Source organism: Bordetella parapertussis (assembly GCF_020735925.1).
GTDB lineage: Bacteria > Pseudomonadota > Gammaproteobacteria > Burkholderiales > Burkholderiaceae_B > Bordetella > Bordetella pertussis.
In genome coordinates this window covers 2,884,548-2,902,548 of sequence record NZ_CP085971.1, presented here as the reverse complement: position 1 = coordinate 2,902,548, position 18,001 = coordinate 2,884,548, and the positions used below count along the sequence as shown (strand labels likewise).

Annotated in this window: 19 protein-coding genes and 1 pseudogene; 17 read left to right on the top strand and 3 right to left on the bottom strand. The window is 67.5% G+C overall.

Features of this window, described 5'->3' with window-relative positions; genetic code table 11:
• The first annotated feature begins 130 nt into the window (after positions 1 to 130).
• The 7 genes from LK409_RS13740 (at position 131) to cysM (ending at position 5,246) form a co-directional block, all read left to right on the top strand.
• The gene (locus LK409_RS13740; protein WP_003813353.1) at positions 131 to 445 is read left to right on the top strand and encodes a lipopolysaccharide assembly protein LapA domain-containing protein; all 315 of its coding nucleotides are present in this window, start codon (positions 131 to 133) and stop codon (positions 443 to 445) included.
• A 42-nt stretch (positions 446 to 487) separates the two neighbouring features.
• Complete coding sequence (gene lapB, locus LK409_RS13735) at positions 488 to 1,711, top strand: lipopolysaccharide assembly protein LapB (protein WP_003813352.1); 1,224 nt, start codon at positions 488 to 490, stop codon at positions 1,709 to 1,711.
• Positions 1,708 to 2,649: a D-glycero-beta-D-manno-heptose-7-phosphate kinase gene (rfaE1, locus tag LK409_RS13730; protein WP_003813350.1), complete on the top strand. Its 942-nt coding sequence runs from the start codon at positions 1,708 to 1,710 to the stop codon at positions 2,647 to 2,649. Before lapB ends, rfaE1 begins: the two co-directional genes overlap by 4 nt.
• Complete coding sequence (gene rfaD, locus LK409_RS13725) at positions 2,646 to 3,635, top strand: ADP-glyceromanno-heptose 6-epimerase (RefSeq protein WP_003813348.1); 990 nt, start codon at positions 2,646 to 2,648, stop codon at positions 3,633 to 3,635. The genes rfaE1 and rfaD overlap by 4 nt, the downstream gene beginning before the upstream one ends.
• 130 nt (positions 3,636 to 3,765) lie before the next feature.
• Positions 3,766 to 4,011, top strand: a complete 246-nt coding sequence (locus LK409_RS13720; protein WP_226376426.1) for a hypothetical protein — start codon at positions 3,766 to 3,768, stop codon at positions 4,009 to 4,011.
• Between the two features lie 18 nt (positions 4,012 to 4,029).
• On the top strand, positions 4,030 to 4,254 hold the full coding sequence (locus LK409_RS13715; protein ID WP_227909705.1) for a helix-hairpin-helix domain-containing protein: 225 nt from the start codon (positions 4,030 to 4,032) through the stop codon (positions 4,252 to 4,254).
• 80 nt (positions 4,255 to 4,334) lie between these two features.
• Positions 4,335 to 5,246, top strand: coding sequence for a cysteine synthase CysM (gene cysM / locus LK409_RS13710; RefSeq protein ID WP_003813345.1), 912 nt, complete (start codon positions 4,335 to 4,337; stop codon positions 5,244 to 5,246).
• A 56-nt stretch (positions 5,247 to 5,302) separates the two neighbouring features.
• Here cysM and mltB read toward each other — a convergent pair whose 3' ends face one another.
• Entirely contained in the window at positions 5,303 to 6,448 is a 1,146-nt protein-coding gene (mltB, locus tag LK409_RS13705; RefSeq protein ID WP_010928905.1) for a lytic murein transglycosylase B, read from the bottom strand.
• A gap of 19 nt (positions 6,449 to 6,467) precedes the next feature.
• On the opposite strand from mltB, the gene LK409_RS13700 reads away from it, so the two are divergent.
• The 5 genes from LK409_RS13700 (at position 6,468) to LK409_RS13680 (ending at position 11,940) form a co-directional block, all read left to right on the top strand.
• Positions 6,468 to 7,382, top strand: coding sequence for a histone deacetylase family protein (locus LK409_RS13700; RefSeq protein ID WP_010928904.1), 915 nt, complete (start codon positions 6,468 to 6,470; stop codon positions 7,380 to 7,382).
• Positions 7,383 to 7,453: 71 nt separating this feature from the next.
• On the top strand, positions 7,454 to 8,203 hold the full coding sequence (locus LK409_RS13695; RefSeq protein WP_033447049.1) for an electron transfer flavoprotein subunit beta/FixA family protein: 750 nt from the start codon (positions 7,454 to 7,456) through the stop codon (positions 8,201 to 8,203).
• On the top strand, positions 8,203 to 9,132 hold the full coding sequence (locus LK409_RS13690) for an electron transfer flavoprotein subunit alpha/FixB family protein (protein ID WP_003813337.1): 930 nt from the start codon (positions 8,203 to 8,205) through the stop codon (positions 9,130 to 9,132). Before LK409_RS13695 ends, LK409_RS13690 begins: the two co-directional genes overlap by 1 nt.
• Before the next feature lie 257 nt (positions 9,133 to 9,389).
• The gene (locus LK409_RS13685) at positions 9,390 to 11,216 is read left to right on the top strand and encodes an acyl-CoA dehydrogenase (RefSeq protein WP_010928903.1); all 1,827 of its coding nucleotides are present in this window, start codon (positions 9,390 to 9,392) and stop codon (positions 11,214 to 11,216) included.
• A gap of 82 nt (positions 11,217 to 11,298) precedes the next feature.
• Entirely contained in the window at positions 11,299 to 11,940 is a 642-nt protein-coding gene (locus tag LK409_RS13680) for a peroxiredoxin (protein ID WP_003813333.1), read from the top strand.
• A 47-nt stretch (positions 11,941 to 11,987) separates the two neighbouring features.
• Here LK409_RS13680 and LK409_RS13675 read toward each other — a convergent pair whose 3' ends face one another.
• The gene (locus LK409_RS13675; RefSeq protein ID WP_010928902.1) at positions 11,988 to 13,208 is read right to left on the bottom strand and encodes an ISL3-like element IS1001 family transposase; all 1,221 of its coding nucleotides are present in this window, start codon (positions 13,206 to 13,208) and stop codon (positions 11,988 to 11,990) included.
• Between the two features lie 147 nt (positions 13,209 to 13,355).
• Between LK409_RS13675 and arfB the strand changes: the two genes are divergently transcribed.
• The 3 genes from arfB to LK409_RS13660 all read left to right on the top strand — a co-directional run bounded on the left by arfB (position 13,356) and on the right by LK409_RS13660 (position 14,938).
• On the top strand, positions 13,356 to 13,772 hold the full coding sequence (arfB, locus tag LK409_RS13670) for an alternative ribosome rescue aminoacyl-tRNA hydrolase ArfB (RefSeq protein WP_003810909.1): 417 nt from the start codon (positions 13,356 to 13,358) through the stop codon (positions 13,770 to 13,772).
• 70 nt (positions 13,773 to 13,842) lie between these two features.
• Positions 13,843 to 14,457, top strand: a complete 615-nt coding sequence (locus LK409_RS13665) for a DUF2238 domain-containing protein (protein ID WP_226376574.1) — start codon at positions 13,843 to 13,845, stop codon at positions 14,455 to 14,457.
• A gap of 106 nt (positions 14,458 to 14,563) precedes the next feature.
• Positions 14,564 to 14,938, top strand: coding sequence for an MAPEG family protein (locus LK409_RS13660; RefSeq protein WP_010928900.1), 375 nt, complete (start codon positions 14,564 to 14,566; stop codon positions 14,936 to 14,938).
• Between the two features lie 179 nt (positions 14,939 to 15,117).
• Here LK409_RS13660 and LK409_RS13655 read toward each other — a convergent pair whose 3' ends face one another.
• Positions 15,118 to 15,927 (bottom strand): IclR family transcriptional regulator, encoded by an 810-nt coding sequence (locus LK409_RS13655; protein ID WP_014905911.1) that lies wholly within the window; start codon positions 15,925 to 15,927, stop codon positions 15,118 to 15,120.
• Between the two features lie 95 nt (positions 15,928 to 16,022).
• Between LK409_RS13655 and LK409_RS13650 the strand changes: the two genes are divergently transcribed.
• Together LK409_RS13650 and LK409_RS13645 are read left to right on the top strand one after the other, a co-directional pair.
• Positions 16,023 to 16,967, top strand: a complete 945-nt coding sequence (locus LK409_RS13650) for a dihydrodipicolinate synthase family protein (protein ID WP_003810917.1) — start codon at positions 16,023 to 16,025, stop codon at positions 16,965 to 16,967.
• Positions 16,968 to 17,014: 47 nt separating this feature from the next.
• Positions 17,015 to 17,977: pseudogene (locus tag LK409_RS13645) on the top strand (Bug family tripartite tricarboxylate transporter substrate binding protein).
• The last annotated feature ends 24 nt before the right edge of the window (positions 17,978 to 18,001 follow it).

Genomic DNA, 18,001 nt, shown 5'->3' with positions numbered 1-18,001 from the left:
AGGGGCTTTGTTTTTTCGGGCCGGCGGCGCGGCGCGGTGAAAAAGACGGCCCGCGCATGTGCCGCCGGGCGCGGCAAGGGCGCCGCTTCCGCTTACAATTACTCGTCTTGAATTCTTTGGAGCATGCGTCATGCGCTACCTGGTCTGGGCCCTGCGATTGCTCGTGTTTGTGGCGGTTCTGATGTTCGCGCTCAAGAACACCAATCCCGTCGCCGTGACTTTCTACGCCGATTACGTGGTGCACGACGTGCCGCTGATCGTCGTCATGCTGGTCGTGTTCGTCGTCGGGGCCCTGTTCGGCCTGCTGCTGACCGTGCCGGCCGCCATGCGCCGCCGCCGCGAGGCCCTGCGCCTGCGCCGCGAGGTCGAGCGCCTGCAGGCGGCCGCCAGCGGTACGCCGCCGGTCGTCACGCCGGAGGCCGTCGCGCCGATGTCGCCGCTGTAACCCGGGGCGCCGTGTCCCTTTTTCCTACCGAGAGCCCGCGCTGTGGATTTTGAACCCTGGTGGCTGATATTCGTGCCGGTGCTGTTCGCGCTGGGCTGGCTGGCGGCGCGCTTTGACTTCCGGCAGATGCTGCGCGAGACGCGCACGCTGCCCGATTCGTACTTCCGCGGCCTGAACTTCCTGCTCAATGAGCAGCCCGACCGGGCGATCGACGCGTTCGTCGAGGTCGCCAAGCTGGATCCCGAAACCACCGAGCTGCACTTCGCCCTGGGCAGCCTGTTTCGCCGGCGCGGCGAAATGGAGCGCGCCATCCGCGTGCACCAGAGCCTGCTGAGCCGCTCCGATCTGCCGGTGGCCGAGCGCGAACACGCGCAGCACGAGCTGGCGCAGGATTTCCTGAAGGCCGGCATGCTGGACCGAGCCGAAGGGGCGTTCGAGCAGCTCAAGGACACCCGCTACGCGCTGCCCGCGCTGCGTTCGCTGATCCGTATCTACGAATCCGAGCACGACTGGCCGCGCGCCATCGAGGCGGTCAAGACCTTGCACGGGCTGGTCGACGAGCCCGTGCCGCAGATCGTGCACTACTACTGCGAGCAGGCGCAGGCCGCGCTGACGGCCAAGCCGGTGGATTTCGACGCCGCCCATGCCGCGCTGGACGCGGCCGACCACGCCGCCGGCATGGTCGAGCGCGGCAACGCGGCGCCAGCCAAGGCGTCGCTGGTGCGCACCGCCATGCTGCGCGCACGCCTGGCCGCCCTCGAGAGCGATCCCAAGCGCGAGCGCCTGTATCTCGAATCCATTCTCACCCAGGCGCCCGAATTCGCCGGGCTGGTGGCCGAGGCGCTGCTGACGAACTACCGGCAGGCCGACCAGGCCGCCGCCGGGTTGGCGATGCTGCAGCAGCAGTACCAGCGGCACGCCTCGCTGGACCTCTTCAACGTGGTGTTCCGCGAGCTGCGCGTGCAGCAGGGCTCGGCGCCCGCGTGGGCGTTCGCGCGCGAGGCGCTGCGCCATCATCCGTCCCTGCTGGGCCTGGACCGCCTGCTCGAGGCCGAATTGGCCTCGCCCGGCGCGCCCGCCGACGCCGGGCCCGTGACCGGGGCCGACCTGACCCTGCTGCGCAGCCTCATCCATAAACATACCCAGCGCCTGGACCGCTATGCCTGCCGCAGTTGCGGCTTCCAGGCGCGCCGCTTTTACTGGCAGTGCCCCGGCTGCAATTCCTGGGAAACCTACGCGCCGCGCCGCCTGGAAGAACTCGAATGAATCAATACCCCGCTGAACGCATCGCCCGCGCCCGCGTGCTGGTCGTGGGCGACGTCATGCTCGACCGCTACTGGTTCGGCGAAGTCGACCGGATTTCACCGGAAGCTCCGGTGCCCGTGGTGCGGGTGGCGCGCCGCGAAGACCGCCTGGGCGGCGCCGCCAACGTGGCGCGCAACGTGGCCGCGCTGGGCGCCCAGGTGACGCTGATCGGGGTGGTCGGCGCCGATGAGGTCGGCCACCGCATCGAGCGCATGGCCGCCGAAGAGGGCGTGCGCACCGATCTGGTATCCGACACCGAGCACCCGACCACGCTGAAGATGCGCGTGCTCGGCCGCCAGCAGCAGCTGCTGCGGGTGGATTTCGAGCAGCATCCCGAGCCGGCCGCGCTCGACGGCATCAGCGCCGCCGTGGCGCGGCAGCTGGCGCAGCACGATATCGTGGTGCTGTCCGATTACGCCAAGGGCGTGCTGGACCGGGTCGAATCCATCATCGCCGCCGCCGTCGGCCACAGCCTGCCGGTGCTGGTCGACCCCAAGGGCGACCACTACGAGCGCTATCGCGGCGCCACGCTGGTCACGCCCAACCGGGCCGAAATGCGCGAGGCGGTCGGGCGCTGGAAAACCGAGGACGAACTGGCCGAGCGCGCCCAGCGGCTGCGCCTCGACCTGGACCTGGAGGCCTTGCTCGTGACGCGGTCCGAGCAGGGCATGACCCTCTTTACCGACGCGGGGCGCGACCATGCCGACGCCGCCGCGCACGAAGTCTATGATGTATCGGGCGCCGGCGATACCGTGCTGGCGACCCTGGCCGTCATGCGCGCGGTGGGACTGTCCTGGGGCGACGCGATGCGCTGGGCCAACCGGGCCGGCGGCATCGTGGTCGGCAAGCTGGGCACGTCGGTGGTGACCGCCGCAGAACTTGCAGGAGAATCAACATGATCGTGGTGACCGGCGCGGCCGGCTTTATCGGCAGCAACCTGGTGCGCGGCCTGAACCGGCGCGGCATCCAGGACATCATCGCCGTCGACGACCTGACCGACGGCGACAAATTCCGCAACCTCGTCGATTGCAGCATCGCCGACTATCTCGACAAGGACGAGTTCCGCGAACGCGTGCGCGGCGGCAACCTGCCGGCCTTGCGTGCCGTGCTGCACCAGGGCGCCTGCTCGGACACCACCGAGCGCAACGGCCGCTACATGCTGGACAACAACTACCGCGTCACGCTGGAACTGTTCGAGTACTGCCAGGCCGAGCGCGTGCCGTTCCTGTACGCCTCGTCGGCCGCGGTCTACGGCGGTTCGTCGGTCTATGTGGAAGACCCGGCCAACGAGCATCCGCTCAATGTCTACGGCTATTCCAAGCTGCTGTTCGACCAGGTGCTGCGCACGCGCATGGACAGCCTGACCGCCCAGGTGGTGGGGCTGCGCTATTTCAACGTGTACGGGCCGCACGAGCAGCACAAGGGCCGCATGGCTTCGGTGGCCTTCCACAACATGAACCAGTTCCTGGCCGAAGGCCATGTGCGCCTGTTCGCCGGCTGGGATGGCTACGAGGACGGCGGGCAGAGCCGCGATTTCATTTCGGTCGAGGACGTGGTGGCGGTCAATCTGCATTTCCTCGACAACCCTGGCCAGTCGGGCGTTTTCAACTGTGGCACCGGGCGCGCCCAGCCGTTCAACGACGTGGCCGCGGCGGTGGTCAATACCCTGCGCGCCGAACGTGGCGAGGCGGCGCTGCCGCTGGCCGAACTGGTCAAGAAAGGCCTGCTGCGCTATATCCCGTTCCCGGATGATCTGAAAGGGCGCTACCAGAGCTACACCCAGGCCGACGTCGGCCGGCTGCGGGCGGCCGGCTTCAGCGCGCCGATGCGCGATGTACAGACTGGCGTATCGGAATACGTGCGCTATTGGCGCGCCCTGAAGTAGCGGATTTGCCCCGGGTAGTTGCCCGGGTGGATGTTTGCGTGCACCGTCCGCCGCGGCGAACGCCGGGGCGGGCAAGATGGCTGCGGGGCGGATCGACCGGTTCGTCCGACACGCATCCAAGGAGCACAGCATGAATCCGTTTTTGCACGATCCCGTGGCGCGTTGCGCAAGCGCTCCCGCTTGGCCGCTGGTGGGCCGCGGCCGGCTGTGGCGGCCGCGGCCGCCCGGCGCCGCGGCGCGCGCGCCGGCGGGCAAGGCGCCGGCCGGGCGCAAGCCGGCAAGCGAGCCGCTGGCGCGCTGGCTGGTGATGGCCGGTTGCGCGCTGGCCGCCGCGCCGGCCCACGCGCTGGACGTCAACACCGCCACCGTCGACTAGCTCGAAACCGTGCGCGGCGTGGGGCCGCGCACGGCCCGCGTCATCATCGAAGAGCGCCAGCGGGGAGGCCGCTTCCTGTCGCTCGAAGACCTGTCCGAGCGGGTCAGCGGCATCGGCCTCAAGAAAATGCAATCCTTGCAGGCCGCCGGCCTGACGGCCGGCCCGGCTGCGCCGGCCGCGGGCGCCAGGCCCGAGGCCAGGCCGGCGGGAGGGCCGCGCGCCAAGGCGGCTGCCGGCCGCTAGCCTGGCCGGCGGCGCGGGAGTCCCTGGCGCCAGCGCGGCTAAACCGCCTCGGCCGATCCGGGGCGGTTATTATCGGCGGCATGAGCACTCCTACCTACCCCACTATCGAGCAAACCGTCGGCAATACGCCGCTCGTGCGCCTGCAGCGCATTCCTGGCGCGGCCGGGCAGGCGCGCGGCAACGTGATCCTGGCCAAGCTGGAGGGCAACAACCCTGCCGGCTCGGTCAAGGACCGTCCTGCCCTGTCCATGATCCTGCGCGCCGAAGAGCGCGGCGAAATCCATCCGGGCGATACCCTGATCGAGGCCACCAGCGGCAATACCGGCATCGCGCTGGCCATGACGGCGGCCATGCGCGGGTACCGGATGGTCCTCATCATGCCCGACAACCTGTCGCTCGAGCGGCGGGCCGCCATGACCGCCTATGGCGCCGAACTGATCCTCACGCCTGCCGCCAAGGGCGGCATGGAATACGCCCGCGACCTGGCCACGGCCATGCAGGCCGAAGGCAAGGGCAAGGTGCTGGACCAATTCGGCAACCCGGACAACCCGCGCGCCCATATCGAGGGCACCGGCCCGGAAATCTGGAACCAGACGGATGGCCGCGTCACGCATTTCGTCAGCGCGATGGGCACCACCGGCACCATCATGGGCGTGTCCACCTACCTGAAGTCGCGCAACGCGGCGGTGCAGGTGGTTGGCGCGCAGCCGGCCGAAGGCTCGCAGATCCCGGGCATCCGCAAGTGGCCCGAGGCCTACATGCCGAAGATCTTCGACCGTTCGCTGGTCGACGCCTATGAGTCCATCGCGCAGGCCGAGGCGGAGACCATGGCGCGCCGGCTGGCCGCCGAAGAAGGCATATTCGCCGGCATTTCGTCGGCGGGCGCCCTGGTGGCGGCGTTGCGCGTGGCCGAGCGGGTCGAGAACGCCACCATTGTATTCATCGTGTGCGACCGCGGCGACCGCTACCTGTCGACCGGCGTCTTCAACTGACGCAGGGCCGGGCGCGGCGTCCGCCCGCGTGGCGGGCCGCGCCGCGGCACGGGGCATCAATAGCCCGTGCGGGCCTGCAGTTCGGCCGCCAGGTCGGCCACCGCCGTGGCATAGAAGTAGCTGCGGTTGTATTGCGTCAGGGCAAAGAAATTGGGCGTGGCGGTACGGTATTGCACGGTGCCGCGCGCTTCCTCGACCAGGTCCACGATGCCCATGGGGTGCTCCTGCCAGGCGCCGCGTCCGGCGCCCGCCGCCGGGCGCGCGCCGGCGGCCTGCAGACCGTTCCAGTCCAGCGTCGGCGTAAGGCCGCCGGCCACCAGCGGCGCCGGATCGGCCGGCAGCGCGACCGGCGCGAACACCGGCAGGCCGCGCTGCCAGCCATGTTCGACCAGGAAGTTGCCCACCGACATGACCGCGTCCGCGACGCTGTTGGTCAGGTCGATGTGGCCGTCGTCATCGCCATCGACCGCATAGCGCATGATGCTGCCGGGCATGAATTGCGGCATGCCGATGGCGCCGGCGTACGAGCCGCGCGTCTCGGGGTCCAGCTTGTCCTGCAGCGCCAGGGTGATGAAGTCGCCGAGCTGGCCGCGGAACATGTCGGCGCGCTCGGGCTTGGCGGGATCGGGGTAGTCGAACGCCAGCGTCGCCAGGGCATCGACCACGCGGAAGTTGCCCACGTTGCGGCCGTACAGGGTTTCCACGCCGATGATGGAGGCGATGATCGAGGCCGGCACGCCGTAGCGCTGGGCGGCGCGGTTGAGCAGGTCCTGGTTGGCGGTCCAGAATTCCACGCCCCAGGCGATGCGCTTGGGTTCGACGAAACGCCCGCGATAGGTCAGCCAGCTGCGCCAGATCTTCTTGCCCGACGCGCCGGACGGGGCGATGAGGCGGGCGACGGTCGCGTTGTAGCGCGTGCTTTCCAGGCTGGCCAGCACTTGCGGCAGGGGCAGCTCGCGCTGTGCCGCCAGCTGTTCGGCGAAGGCGCGGACGTCGGGCCGCAGTTCGCCGGTCGGCGTCAGCGTGGCGGGGCCTTCGTCGCTCGATACGGGTTTGTCCGGGCCGATGCGGACGCGGTCGGCCTGGCCTGTGGCGGCCTGCGCGGGAAGATGCTGGGCTTGGGGTGTTTGGCTGGAGGTGGCACAGCCGGCCAGCAGGGCCGACAGCGTGCCGATTTGCAGGAATCGCCGACAGTTGAACATAATCTTCCTTATGGAGACTATGTATCTTACCCACCCGTCATGCCGCTTGCATGAAATGGGCGACTGGCATCCCGAGAGCCCGCAGAGGCTCGATGCCATTTCCGATCAATTGCTGGCCAGCGGCCTGCTGCCCTACCTGCAGGAGCGGCAGGCTCCGGAAGCCTCGCGCGCCGACATCCTGAGGGTGCATACGCCGGCCTACCTGGACAGCCTGCGCGCGCACCAGCCCGAGCATGGCTATTACGCGATAGACGCCGACACGTCGATGAACCGCCACACCTACGAGGCGGCGCTGCGCGCCGCCGGCGCCGGGGTGGCGGCGGTCGACGCGGTGCTGGGCGGCGAGGCCATTACGGCATTCTGCTCGGTGCGTCCGCCCGGCCACCATGCCGAGCGCGACCACGCCATGGGATTCTGCTTCCTGAACAATGTCGCGATCGCGGCCCGCCATGCGCTGGACTTCCATGGCTTGCAGCGGGTGGCGCTGGTGGATTTCGACGTCCACCATGGCAATGGCACCGAACATGCCTTCGCGGGCGATCCGCAGGTGCTGATGTGCAGCTTCTTCCAGCATCCGTTCTTCCCCAGCAGCGGCGCCGACGATCCGGCGCCCAATATGCTGAATGTGCCGGTGGCGGCCTACACCGGCGGCGCGTCGATACGGACGATCGTGCGTGAGCAGTGGCTGCCGCGGCTGCACGAGCATCGCCCCGAACTGATCCTGATCTCGGCCGGTTTCGACGCCCATCGCGAGGACGATATGGCCCAGATGGGCCTGGTCGAGGCCGATTACGCCTGGATCACCGACCGCCTGGTCGAGGTTGCCGACCAGCACTGCCAGGGCCGTATCGTCAGCACCCTGGAGGGTGGTTACAACTTGTCAGCCTTGGGCCGCAGCGTGGTCGCGCATATACGATCCCTGTCGAAGCTGTAGAATCGAGAAAAAATTGTGCAATGCGGTCCCGGGTTTCGCCGGGTAATTATTGTTATTTTGGAGACTGCTGGATGAAGGTTCTGGTACCAGTCAAGCGCGTGGTCGACTACAACGTCAAGGTGCGCGTCAAATCGGATCAAACGGGGGTAGACATCGCCAACGTGAAGATGTCCATGAACCCGTTCGACGAGATAGCGGTCGAGGAGGCCACGCGGCTCAAGGAGAAGGGCGCGGTGGCGGAGGTGGTGGCGGTTTCTTGCGGCGCCGCACAATGCCAGGAGACGCTGCGCACGGCGATGGCGATCGGGGCAGACCGCGCGGTGCTGGTGCAGACCGACGCGGAGCTGCAGCCGCTGGCGGTGGCCAAGCTGCTCAAGGCGCTGGTGGACAAGGAGCAGCCGCAGCTGGTGATTCTGGGCAAGCAGGCGATCGACGATGACGCCAACCAGACGGGGCAGATGCTGGCGGCGCTGCTGGATTGGCCGCAGGCGACGTTTGCGAGCAAGGTGGAGCTGGGCGATGGTCAGGTGACGGTGACGCGCGAGGTCGATGGGGGGCTGGAGACGCTGTCGCTGAATCTGCCGGCGATCGTGACCACGGACCTGCGGCTGAACGAGCCGCGCTACGTGACGCTGCCCAACATCATGAAGGCCAAGAAGAAGCCGCTGGAGACGGTGAGCCCGCAGGATCTGGGGGTGGATCCGGCGCCGCGCCTGAAGACGCTGAAGGTGAGCGAGCCGCCGGCGCGCCAGGCCGGCATCAAGGTGCCTGATGTGGCCACGCTGGTGGACAAACTGAAGAACGAAGCGAAGGTGGTGTGATGACGACGCTGGTAATAGCCGAACACGATAACGCGCAGCTGAAGGGCGCGACGCTGAACACGATCGCCGCGGCGTCCAGGCTGGGCGGCGAGGTGCATGTGCTGGTGGCGGGCTCGGGCGCGCAGGCGGTGGCCGAGCAGGCCGCGCAGGCGGCCGGGGTGTCCAAGGTGCTGCTGGCCGATGCGCCGCAGCTGGCCGAGGGGCTGGCCGAGAACCTGGCCGCGCAGGTGCTGGCGGTGGCCGGCGGGTACAGCCACATTCTGTTCGCGGCCACGGCCTCGGGCAAGAACGTGGCGCCGCGGGTGGCGGCCAAGCTGGATGTGGCGCAGATCTCGGACATCATCGGAGTGGAGTCGGCCGATACGTTCCAGCGGCCGATCTACGCGGGCAACGCGATCGCCACGGTGCAGTCGGGCGATGCGGTCAAGGTGATCACGGTGCGCACGACCGGTTTTGACGCGGTGGCCGCGCAGGGCGGGTCGGCGGCGGTCGAGGCGCTCGATGCGGTGGCCGATTCGGGGCTGTCGCGCTTCGTGGGCCGGGAGGTGGCCAAGAGCGACCGTCCGGAGCTCGCCGGCGCGCGGGTGGTGGTCTCGGGCGGGCGCGGGCTGGGCAGCGCGGAGAACTTCAAGATCCTGGACCCGCTGGCCGACAAGCTGGGCGCGGCGCTGGGGGCCTCGCGCGCGGCGGTGGACGCGGGCTACGCGCCCAACGACTGGCAGGTGGGGCAGACGGGCAAGATCGTGGCGCCGCAGCTGTACGTGGCGGTGGGCATCTCCGGGGCGATCCAGCACCTGGCGGGCATGAAGGACTCCAAGGTCATCGTGGCCATCAACAAGGATCCGGAAGCGCCGATCTTCGGCGTGGCCGACTACGGCCTGGTGGGCGACCTGTTCCAGGTCGTGCCCGAACTGACCGGCGCGCTCTGAGCGGCGCGCCGCACGCAGAGAGAAAGCCGCGGGCTGTCGCCCGCGGTTTTTTTTTCGGCCATGCACGGCATGGGGCCGTCGGCGAGGGCGCTCGCGTGGTTACATCTGCCGCCCGGAATGAGGTTGCCCTGCGTGGCGAGGCCGATTATCGTCGCTTGGCATACTCTACGAAATCCGCCGGCGCGCCGCGCCGGCACGCACCCTGCAAATGCCCGGCCGACCTGACCGCCAGCCCGCATCAAGACTACGGAGACAAAATGACTTACGCCACACCGTTGCAGGATTTCCGCTTCGCGCTCAATGAGCTGGCCGGGCTGGAGGAAATCCTGAAACTGCCCGGGTTCGAAGAAGTGACCCCGGACCTGGTGGACGCCATCCTCGAAGAAAACGCGCGCTTCGTGCAGCAGGCCATCGCGCCGCTGAACGTGGCCGGCGATACCAAGCCGCCGGTCTGGAACGACGGCCAGGTGACCACCACGCCGGGTTTCAGCCAGGGTTTCGCGGACTATACGGCGGGGGGCTGGCAAGGCCTGCAGCATCCGCAGAAGTGGGGCGGGCAGGGCCTGCCCAAGGTCGTGGCGGCGCCGGCGGGAGAAAACATCCAGGCGGCCAGCCTGGCGTTTTCGCTGTGCCCCATGCTGACCGATGGCGTGATCGAGGCGCTGCTGACGGTGGGTTCCGAGGCGCAACGGCAGACCTACGTGCCCAAGCTGATCGGCGGCCAGTGGACCGGCACCATGAACCTGACCGAGCCGCAGGCCGGCTCGGACCTGGCCCAGGTGGCCACGCGCGCGGTGCGGCAGGACGACGGCAGCTACCGCCTGAGCGGCCAGAAGATCTTCATCACCTACGGCGAGCACGACCTGGCCGAGAACATCATCCACCTGGTGCTGGCGCGCACGCCCGATGCGCCGGCCGGGGTCAAGGGGATTTCGCTGTTCATCGTGCCCAAGTACCTGGTCAACGAGGACGGCTCGCGCGGCAAGCGCAACGATGTGTGGTGCGCCTCGCTGGAGCACAAGCTGGGCATCCACGGCAGTCCGACCGCGGTGCTGCTGTACGGCGCGGGCAAGGGCGAGGTGGGCGAGGGCGCGGTGGGCTATCTGGTGGGCGAGGCCAACCGCGGCCTGGAATACATGTTCATCATGATGAATGCCGCGCGCTATTCGGTCGGCCAGCAGGGTATCGGCGTGTCGGAGCGTGCCTATCAGCATGCGCAGGCTTACGCGCGCGAACGCGTGCAGGGGCGCGCCATCGAGGGATCGGCCGCGCCGGTGACGATTGCGCACCACCCCGATGTCCAGCGCATGCTGCTGACCATGCGGGCGCTGACCGAAGGGGCCCGCGCCGTTTCCTACGTGGCGGCCGCTGCGCACGACAAGGGCACGCATCATCCCGACGCCGAGGTGCGCGCCCGCAACCGCGCCTTCTATGAATACCTGGTGCCGATCGTCAAGGGTTTCTCGACCGAGTCGGCCGTGGAAGTGGCGTCGCTGGGCATCCAGGTGCATGGCGGCATGGGTTTCATCGAAGAGACCGGCGCCGCGCAGCATTATCGCGATGCGCGCATCCTGCCCATCTACGAGGGAACGACCGCCATCCAGGCCAACGACCTGGTGGGGCGCAAGACGCTGCGCGACGGCGGGGCCACGGCCCATGCCTCGATCGCGGCAATGCGCGACACCCTCAAGGCGGTGGCGGCCGAGGCGCAGCGCGCCGATACGGCCGACCATACCGCCTTGCGCGTGCTGCGCGACAATTTCGACCAGGCCATCCAGTCCTATGAGGGCGCGGTCGAATTCATTCTGGCGCACGCCGCGTCCAATGTGCGCGCGGTGTATTCGAGCAGCGTGCCTTACCTGATGCTGGCCGGCGTGGTGCACGGCGGCTGGCAGATGGCGCGCGCGGCATTGGCGTGTCGCCGCCATCTGGCGGCCGGCTCCGGCGATGCGTTCCATCACCATAAATTGGGCACGGCATTGTTCTACGGCGCGCACATCCTGCCGCGCGCCTTGGCCCTGGCGGCGGCGGTGCGCGCCGGCGATGTGGCTGATTCGTGCGGCAGCATGGCTGATATCGCATAAAGTTATATGCCTTACGTATTTCCCCCCAAATAAGTTTGATGCAAGAATCAGAGCGCCACTCAACCTGAAGCAGGAGACGTCAATGGGTCAACTCCGTCTGGGCGATACCGCCCCCGATTTCGAACAAAAATCTTCCATCGGTCCCCTCCGTCTGTACGACTATCTGGGCGACAGCTGGGGCGTGCTGTTTTCGCATCCGGCCGATTTCACGCCGGTCTGCACCACCGAGCTGGGCTACACCGCCAAGCTGGCCGGCGAGTTCGCCAAGCGCAACGTCAAGGTGCTGGCCTTGTCGGTGGATCCGGTCGATTCGCACACCAAGTGGATCGACGACATCAACGACACGCAGTCGACCACGGTCAATTTCCCCATCCTGGCCGACGACGACCGCAAGGTGTCCGAGCTGTACGACATGATCCATCCCAATGCCAACGCCACCCTGACGGTGCGCTCGGTGTTCGTGATCGATCCGGCCAAGAAGGTGCGCCTGACCATCACCTATCCGGCCAGCACCGGCCGCAACTTCGACGAGATCCTGCGCGTGATCGACTCGCTGCAGCTTACCGACAGCCACAGCGTGGCCACGCCGGTCAACTGGAAGGACGGCGAGGACGTGATCATCGTGCCGTCGCTGAAGGACGAAGCCGTCATCAAGGAGAAGTTCCCCAAGGGCTACAAGGCGCTGCGTCCGTATCTGCGCATCACCCCGCAGCCGAACAAGTAAACCGGCCGCTTCGGCGAGAACGCCCCGCAAGGGGCGTTTTTTTTGGTTCATCGCGCATTGCCGGGGAAGGCGGCACGGATTTTGAGGAAGAAGTATTCCTGGTCGCGGTAGCCGTAAGCGTGCCGCTTGATGACCTTGATAGTGTTGTTGATGCCCTCGACAATGCTGGTGTTCAGGGGATGTCGGCATCTGGCCAGGATGCCGTGCAGATAGCCTTTCAAGCGCTGAGCGAAGGTGTTCAAGGCGGCTATTCCGCTTTGCTCGGCCTGCTCGTACCAGTGGTTCCAGGCTTGTCTTGCCCAGGCAGGTCTTTGGTAGAACCAGAGCCGTTTGAGTTCGTCACGCAGGACATAGACCGTCAGCAGCGGCTGGTTGGCTTGCAGCAATTCGTCGAGCCGGACGGCCTGCTGCCGATCCAGGTTGTCACGGTTGCGCAGCAGCAGCCAGCGACTCGATTTGATGATCCTGCGTGCGGGACGATCCTGGCGTAGTTGATTGGCCTGATCCACGCGCACCCGATCAATGACCTCTCGTCCATACTTGGCCACGACATGGAACAAGTCATAGACGATCTCCGCCTGTGGGCTGTGGGCCTGGATCTCCAACTCGTAGGCGGTGGTCATGTCGATGGCAACGGCCTTGATGCGTTGGGCGGCCCCAGGCGGCAATTGTTCGAAGAACGCCCGGGCCGTCTCGCGTGAGCGTCCTGGGCCAATCCACAGCACCTGCCTGCCGATCGGATCGACCACCACTGTCGCGTAGCGATGCCCTTTGTGCAGGGCAAACTCGTCCATCGCCAAATACTCGATCTTGGACCAATCCGGTTCGCGCACCGACGCACGCAGCCGAGCCTTGTCCAGCGTCTTGACGGTATGCCAACCCAGCTCGAAGAACCTCGCCACCGCCTGCACGTTGCTCGATTGCAGCAATTGGCTGCAGGCCTGCGCCAGCCGATCCGTCACCCGTTGATATCGCCCCAGCCAGGCAAGCCGCTCCAGGCGCGGGCCGCCGCATTGCTCACACCACAAGCGTCGGCGCGGCACGTGCAGAACGACCCGATACTCGAATAACGGCAGATCTCGCACCCGTCGAACCGTGGTCTCATGCACCTGGCGACACCGCGCGCCGCACTGCTCGCACAGCATCACCTTGGCCGTTGGCTTCAAATAGATCGACAGCGTGCGCCCTGGGTCTTCGGGCCATTCCACGCGTTCGACGCCATAGCCCTGCCAGCCTCCCAGCGACTCCAGCAACTTGCGATCCAGCATCTCCCTGCACTCCTGATGGCAAATACCTGCCGTCAAGAATACGAAAACTTGCCAAACCCCTCCACGCTATTGCGCGATGAACCCTATTTTACCGGGCGGCGGCCCGGGCGTTTGCCGCCTTCGGCAACAGGCGTAGACTGGCGCCCTATGCTGCATGTATTGGGTTCCCTCTATCTGGACGAACGCGAGCTGGATTTCGACATGATCCGGGCGCAGGGCGCGGGCGGACAGAACGTCAACAAGGTGTCCAGCGCCATTCATCTGCGCTTCGATGTGCGTGCTTCGTCGCTGCCCGACAGCGTCAAGGAAACGGTGCTGGCATTGGCGGACCGGCGCATTTCCAGCGATGGCGTCATCGTCATCAAGGCGCAGACGCATCGCAGCCAGGAGAAGAATCGCGCCGATGCCGTCGAGCGCCTGCTGGCGCTGCTGCGCGAGGCCCTGCGGCCGGTGCGGCCGCGCCGCGCCACCCGGCCGACCCTGGGCTCGCAGCGCCGGCGCGTGCAGCGCAAGGTCCAGCACGGCGAAACCAAGCGCCTGCGCGGCAGGGTGCGCGATGACTGAAGCGCGCGCCGGGCTGTTTGCCCGCCGGCGCTATCTGCCGGCGCTGGCCGTGCTGTACGCGGCGCTGTAGCTGGCGCTGGCCATCGAGCCCCATGACCGCTCCGACTGGCTGCTCGAGAACGCCCTGGTGCTGGGGTTCGGCGTCGCGCTGTATGCGACGCGGCGCTGGTTCGTGTTCTCGCGCGTGTCCTACACCTTGATCTTCCTGTACCTGTGCCTGCACGCCGTGGGCGCGCACTACACCTATTCGCTGGTGCCCTACGATGCCTGGTGGCAACGCCTGACCGGCCACAGCCTGGACCAGCTGCTGGGCTGGGAGCGCAACCAGTTCGACCGGCTGGTGCACTTTTCGTATGGCCTGCTGCTGGCCTACCCGATCCGGGAGATCTTCCTGCGGGTGGTGGAGGTGCGCGGCTTCTGGGGCTATCTGCTGCCGCTGGACGTGGCCTTGTCGACCTCGGCCCTGTACGAGCTGATCGAATGGGGCGCGGCCGAATTCTTCGGCGGCGAACTGGGTGTGGCATACCTGGGCACGCAGGGCGATATCTGGGACGCGCAGAAGGACATGGCGCTGGCCGGGCTGGGGGCGCTGATCGCCATGCTCCTGACGGCGCTGTTCAATCGCGGCGCGCGGCGCGATCCGGCGCGCGATTGGGTCGACCGCATGAAGCCGGGGCATACGTAGCGGGACGCCGCCATTGACGCGCCATGGCCGGCGGCGGCAAGATCGAAGCCTTTGGGCTTCGGCCCTGGACCCACCAGGCGCGCGCATGGCGCCGCAAAGGACTTCCATGAACGCAACCGCAGCATTCCTGCTCGCGGCGGCCTTGTTGCCGCTGGTTCCCGCGATCGCGGCCAAGGCCGGCGGCCGCCGCTACGACAACAATGATCCGCGCCCCTGGCTGGCCGGCCAGGCAGGCTGGCGGGCGCGCGCCAATTCGGCCCAGGCCAATACCTTCGAGGCCTTGCCGTTTTTCTTTGCGGCGGTGCTCTACGCGCTGCATAGCCAGGCGCCCGCCGCCACGCTGCATGTGCTGATGGGGGCATGGCTGGTGGCGCGCCTGGTCTACGTGGCGCTGTACATCGGCGGCCGGGGCAATCTGCGTTCGCTGATATGGCTGGCCGCGCTGCTGGTCAACGTGGCGATACTGCTGGCCGGGTCTTGAGCGCGGCGCCTGCCCGCGCAGTGCGCCTGTCCCCGCATGGAGACCGGCGCCTGCGGCATGGTGTGCCTGTCCCCGCCGGGACAGGCACACCGCTCTACGCCATGAACGGTTGACTGCCAAGACGGTATCTGTCTCCGCCGGGACAGGCACACTGCACGGGCAGGCGCCGCGGCATCCGCTCAGCCGCCGTAGCCGGGCCGGCTCGACGGGCCCTGCAGTTTCCGGTGTATCTCATGCATTTCCGCGCGCAGCGCACGCGCGATGCCGGGCCATCTGTCGGCGGGCATTCTGTGGCTCACGGCGGACACGCTGAGCGATCCGATCGGCCGTCCGTCCTCGATGCAGATCGGCACGGCAACCGCCGTCACGCCCAGCGTCACCCAGTTGCCGCACACCGCGTAGCCGCGCTCGCGCGTTTCCTGCAGCAGCATGCGCATGATGTCGGTGCTCATGCGGTTGTACCGGTCCAGCTTGGATTCGCTGGCCTGGATGACGGTTTCCGCTTCTTCCTCGGGCAGGCAGTCCAGTATGGCCAGCCCCGCGGCGCCCACGCCCAGCGGGCGGCGGCTGCCGATGTCCAGCGTCAGCACGCGTATGGGCGATGCGCCCTCGCGCCGGTCGATGCACACGGCATCGAATCCGCTGCGCATGGTCAGGTAGCAGGTGTCCTGCGTTTCGGCCTGCAACCGGTCCAGCGAATCGCCGCACAGGCCCCGGATGTCGCAATGTTCGGCCGCCGCCAGGCCCAGCTCGAAGGTCAGCGTGCCCAGCCGGTATATCTTGGTCGCGGGATCCCACGCGACCATGCCCAGGCCGGTCAGGTGGCGCAGCAGCCGCAAGACGGTAGGGTGCGGCAGGCCGGTCATTCTCGATAGTTCACTAAGTGAAAATCCTCGCTTCATTGGTGCGGACAAGGCCTTCAGGATTTCGATCGATCTGCGCAGGGATTGCGCGGTATCGCGTGGGGCGGATGCGGGGATGTTTTTCATGTTTACTTAGTGGACAATTTAATTGAGGCTGCCTGGTGATTTTCCTATAGTCCGCCTGCGTTTTGTGTATTGTTTTCGGAAACTCAGGAGCATTCATGGCAGCAAGATTTCCCGGTTACGTACCCGCGGGCGTGATCCCCGCGGCGCTGATGCCGTTCAACGAAGACCTTTCCATCGACGAGAAGTCCCTGCGCGCGCATATCCGCGACCTGGCGTCGGTCCGCGGCATTTCCGCGCTGTGCGTCAACGGCGTCTCGCAGGAGATCCCGGGGCTCACGCTCGACGAGCAGCGCCGCGCATTGGACGTGATGGCCGACGAGGTCGGCGACCAGGTCCCGCTGATGCACGGCGTGTATGCGCACGGTCCGCTGGACGCCGCGCGGATCGCGCGGCAAGCCGAGGCCGGCGGCGCTTCCTGCCTGCTGGTGTTTCCGCCGGCCGTGTTCGCGCGCGGGGCGGCCATGTTGCCCGAGATGACGCTGGGCCACTACAAGGCCATCGCCGACGCCACCGATCTGCCGCTGATCGTTTTCCAGTACGAGACCTCGACCGGCATGGCGCATCCGCTGGACACCCTGGTCAAGCTGGCCGAGGCAGTGCCTTCGGTGATGGCCATCAAGGACCGCAGCAACAATCCCATCGAGCACGAACGCAATATCCGCGTGCTGCAATCGCTGGCGCGCCCGGTCAACGTGCTGACGACGCACAGCGCATGGCTCATGCCCTCGCTGGTGCTGGGCTGCAACGGCATCCTGTCGGGCTCCGGCAGCGTGCACGCGGACTTGCATGTCGCGCTCTGGGAGGCGGTGCAGGCCAACGACCTGGCGGCCGCGCGCGCCATCAACGACCAGATCTATCCCATGGCCAGCTGCTTCTACAGCGCGCCGACGCTCGACATGCACACGCGCATGAAAGAGGCCCTGGTCATGCTGGGCCGCCTGCCCAGCGGCCGCGTACGCCTGCCGTGGGTCGACCTGAGCGACGCGGAGCGCGCGCGCGTGCGGGCCGCGCTGGTCCAGGCGGGCAGGCTGCCGGCCTGAGCGACGGCCGATCCACGAAACCATACAAGGAGAAAAGGGTGAGAGTGATGCAGAAAGGCCTGATGGCCGCGCTGCTGCTGGGCAGCGCCTTGGCGAGCGCGGCAGCGGCGGATTCGTTTCCGCAACGGCCCGTGACCATCGTGGTGCCGTTCACGCCGGGCGGCGCCGTCGACATCGTTGCCCGCACGGTGGCGGCGGGCTTGTCCGAGCAGTGGTCGCAATCGGTCGTGGTCGAGAACAAGGCCGGCGCCGGCGGCGCCATCGGCATCCAGTCGGTGGCCCGCGCCAAGCCTGACGGGTACACGCTGCTGCTGGGCTCGGTCGGGCCGGTCACGGTCAACCCCAGCCTGGGGCCGGTCGGCTACGACGTGGCCAAGGAGCTGGCGCCGGTGGTGCTGCTGGCGAAGACGCCGGCGGTCCTGGTGACGCTGCCCTCGGCGCCCGTCGACGATGTCGCGTAATTCGTGAAGCAGGCCAAGGCGCAGCCGGGCGGCCTGAACTATGGCTCGGCGGGAACCGGCAACATCACCCACCTGGTCAGCGAGTACTTCCTGAGCAGCGCCGGGCTGGCCGCCAACCACATCCCCTACAAGGGCAGCGCGCCGGCCATCACGGACATGCTGGGCGGCCGGCTCGACTTCATGTTCGATGTCGTGCCCACCGCCCAGCCGCTGATCAAGTCGGGCAAGTACAAGGCGCTGGCCGTCACCACCATCAAGCGCTCCGATGTGCTGCCGGACGTTCCCACCCTGGACGAGCTGGGATACAAGGGGTTCGACGTCAGTTCCTGGTTCTCGCTGATGGCTCCGGCCGGCACGCCGGACGCGGTCACCGGCCAGATCAATGCGGCCGTCAACGAGGTGCTGCGCTCGGATGCGTCGCGCGAACGCCTGGCCGCCATCGGGGCCTACAGCGCCGGCGGCACGCCCGAGCAACTGGGTGAGTTCGTGCGGTCCGAAACCGCACGCTGGAAAAAGCTGATCGACGAGCGCGGGATCCGCGCGAATTGACGGCTGCGGCCTGGTGTCGGGGCC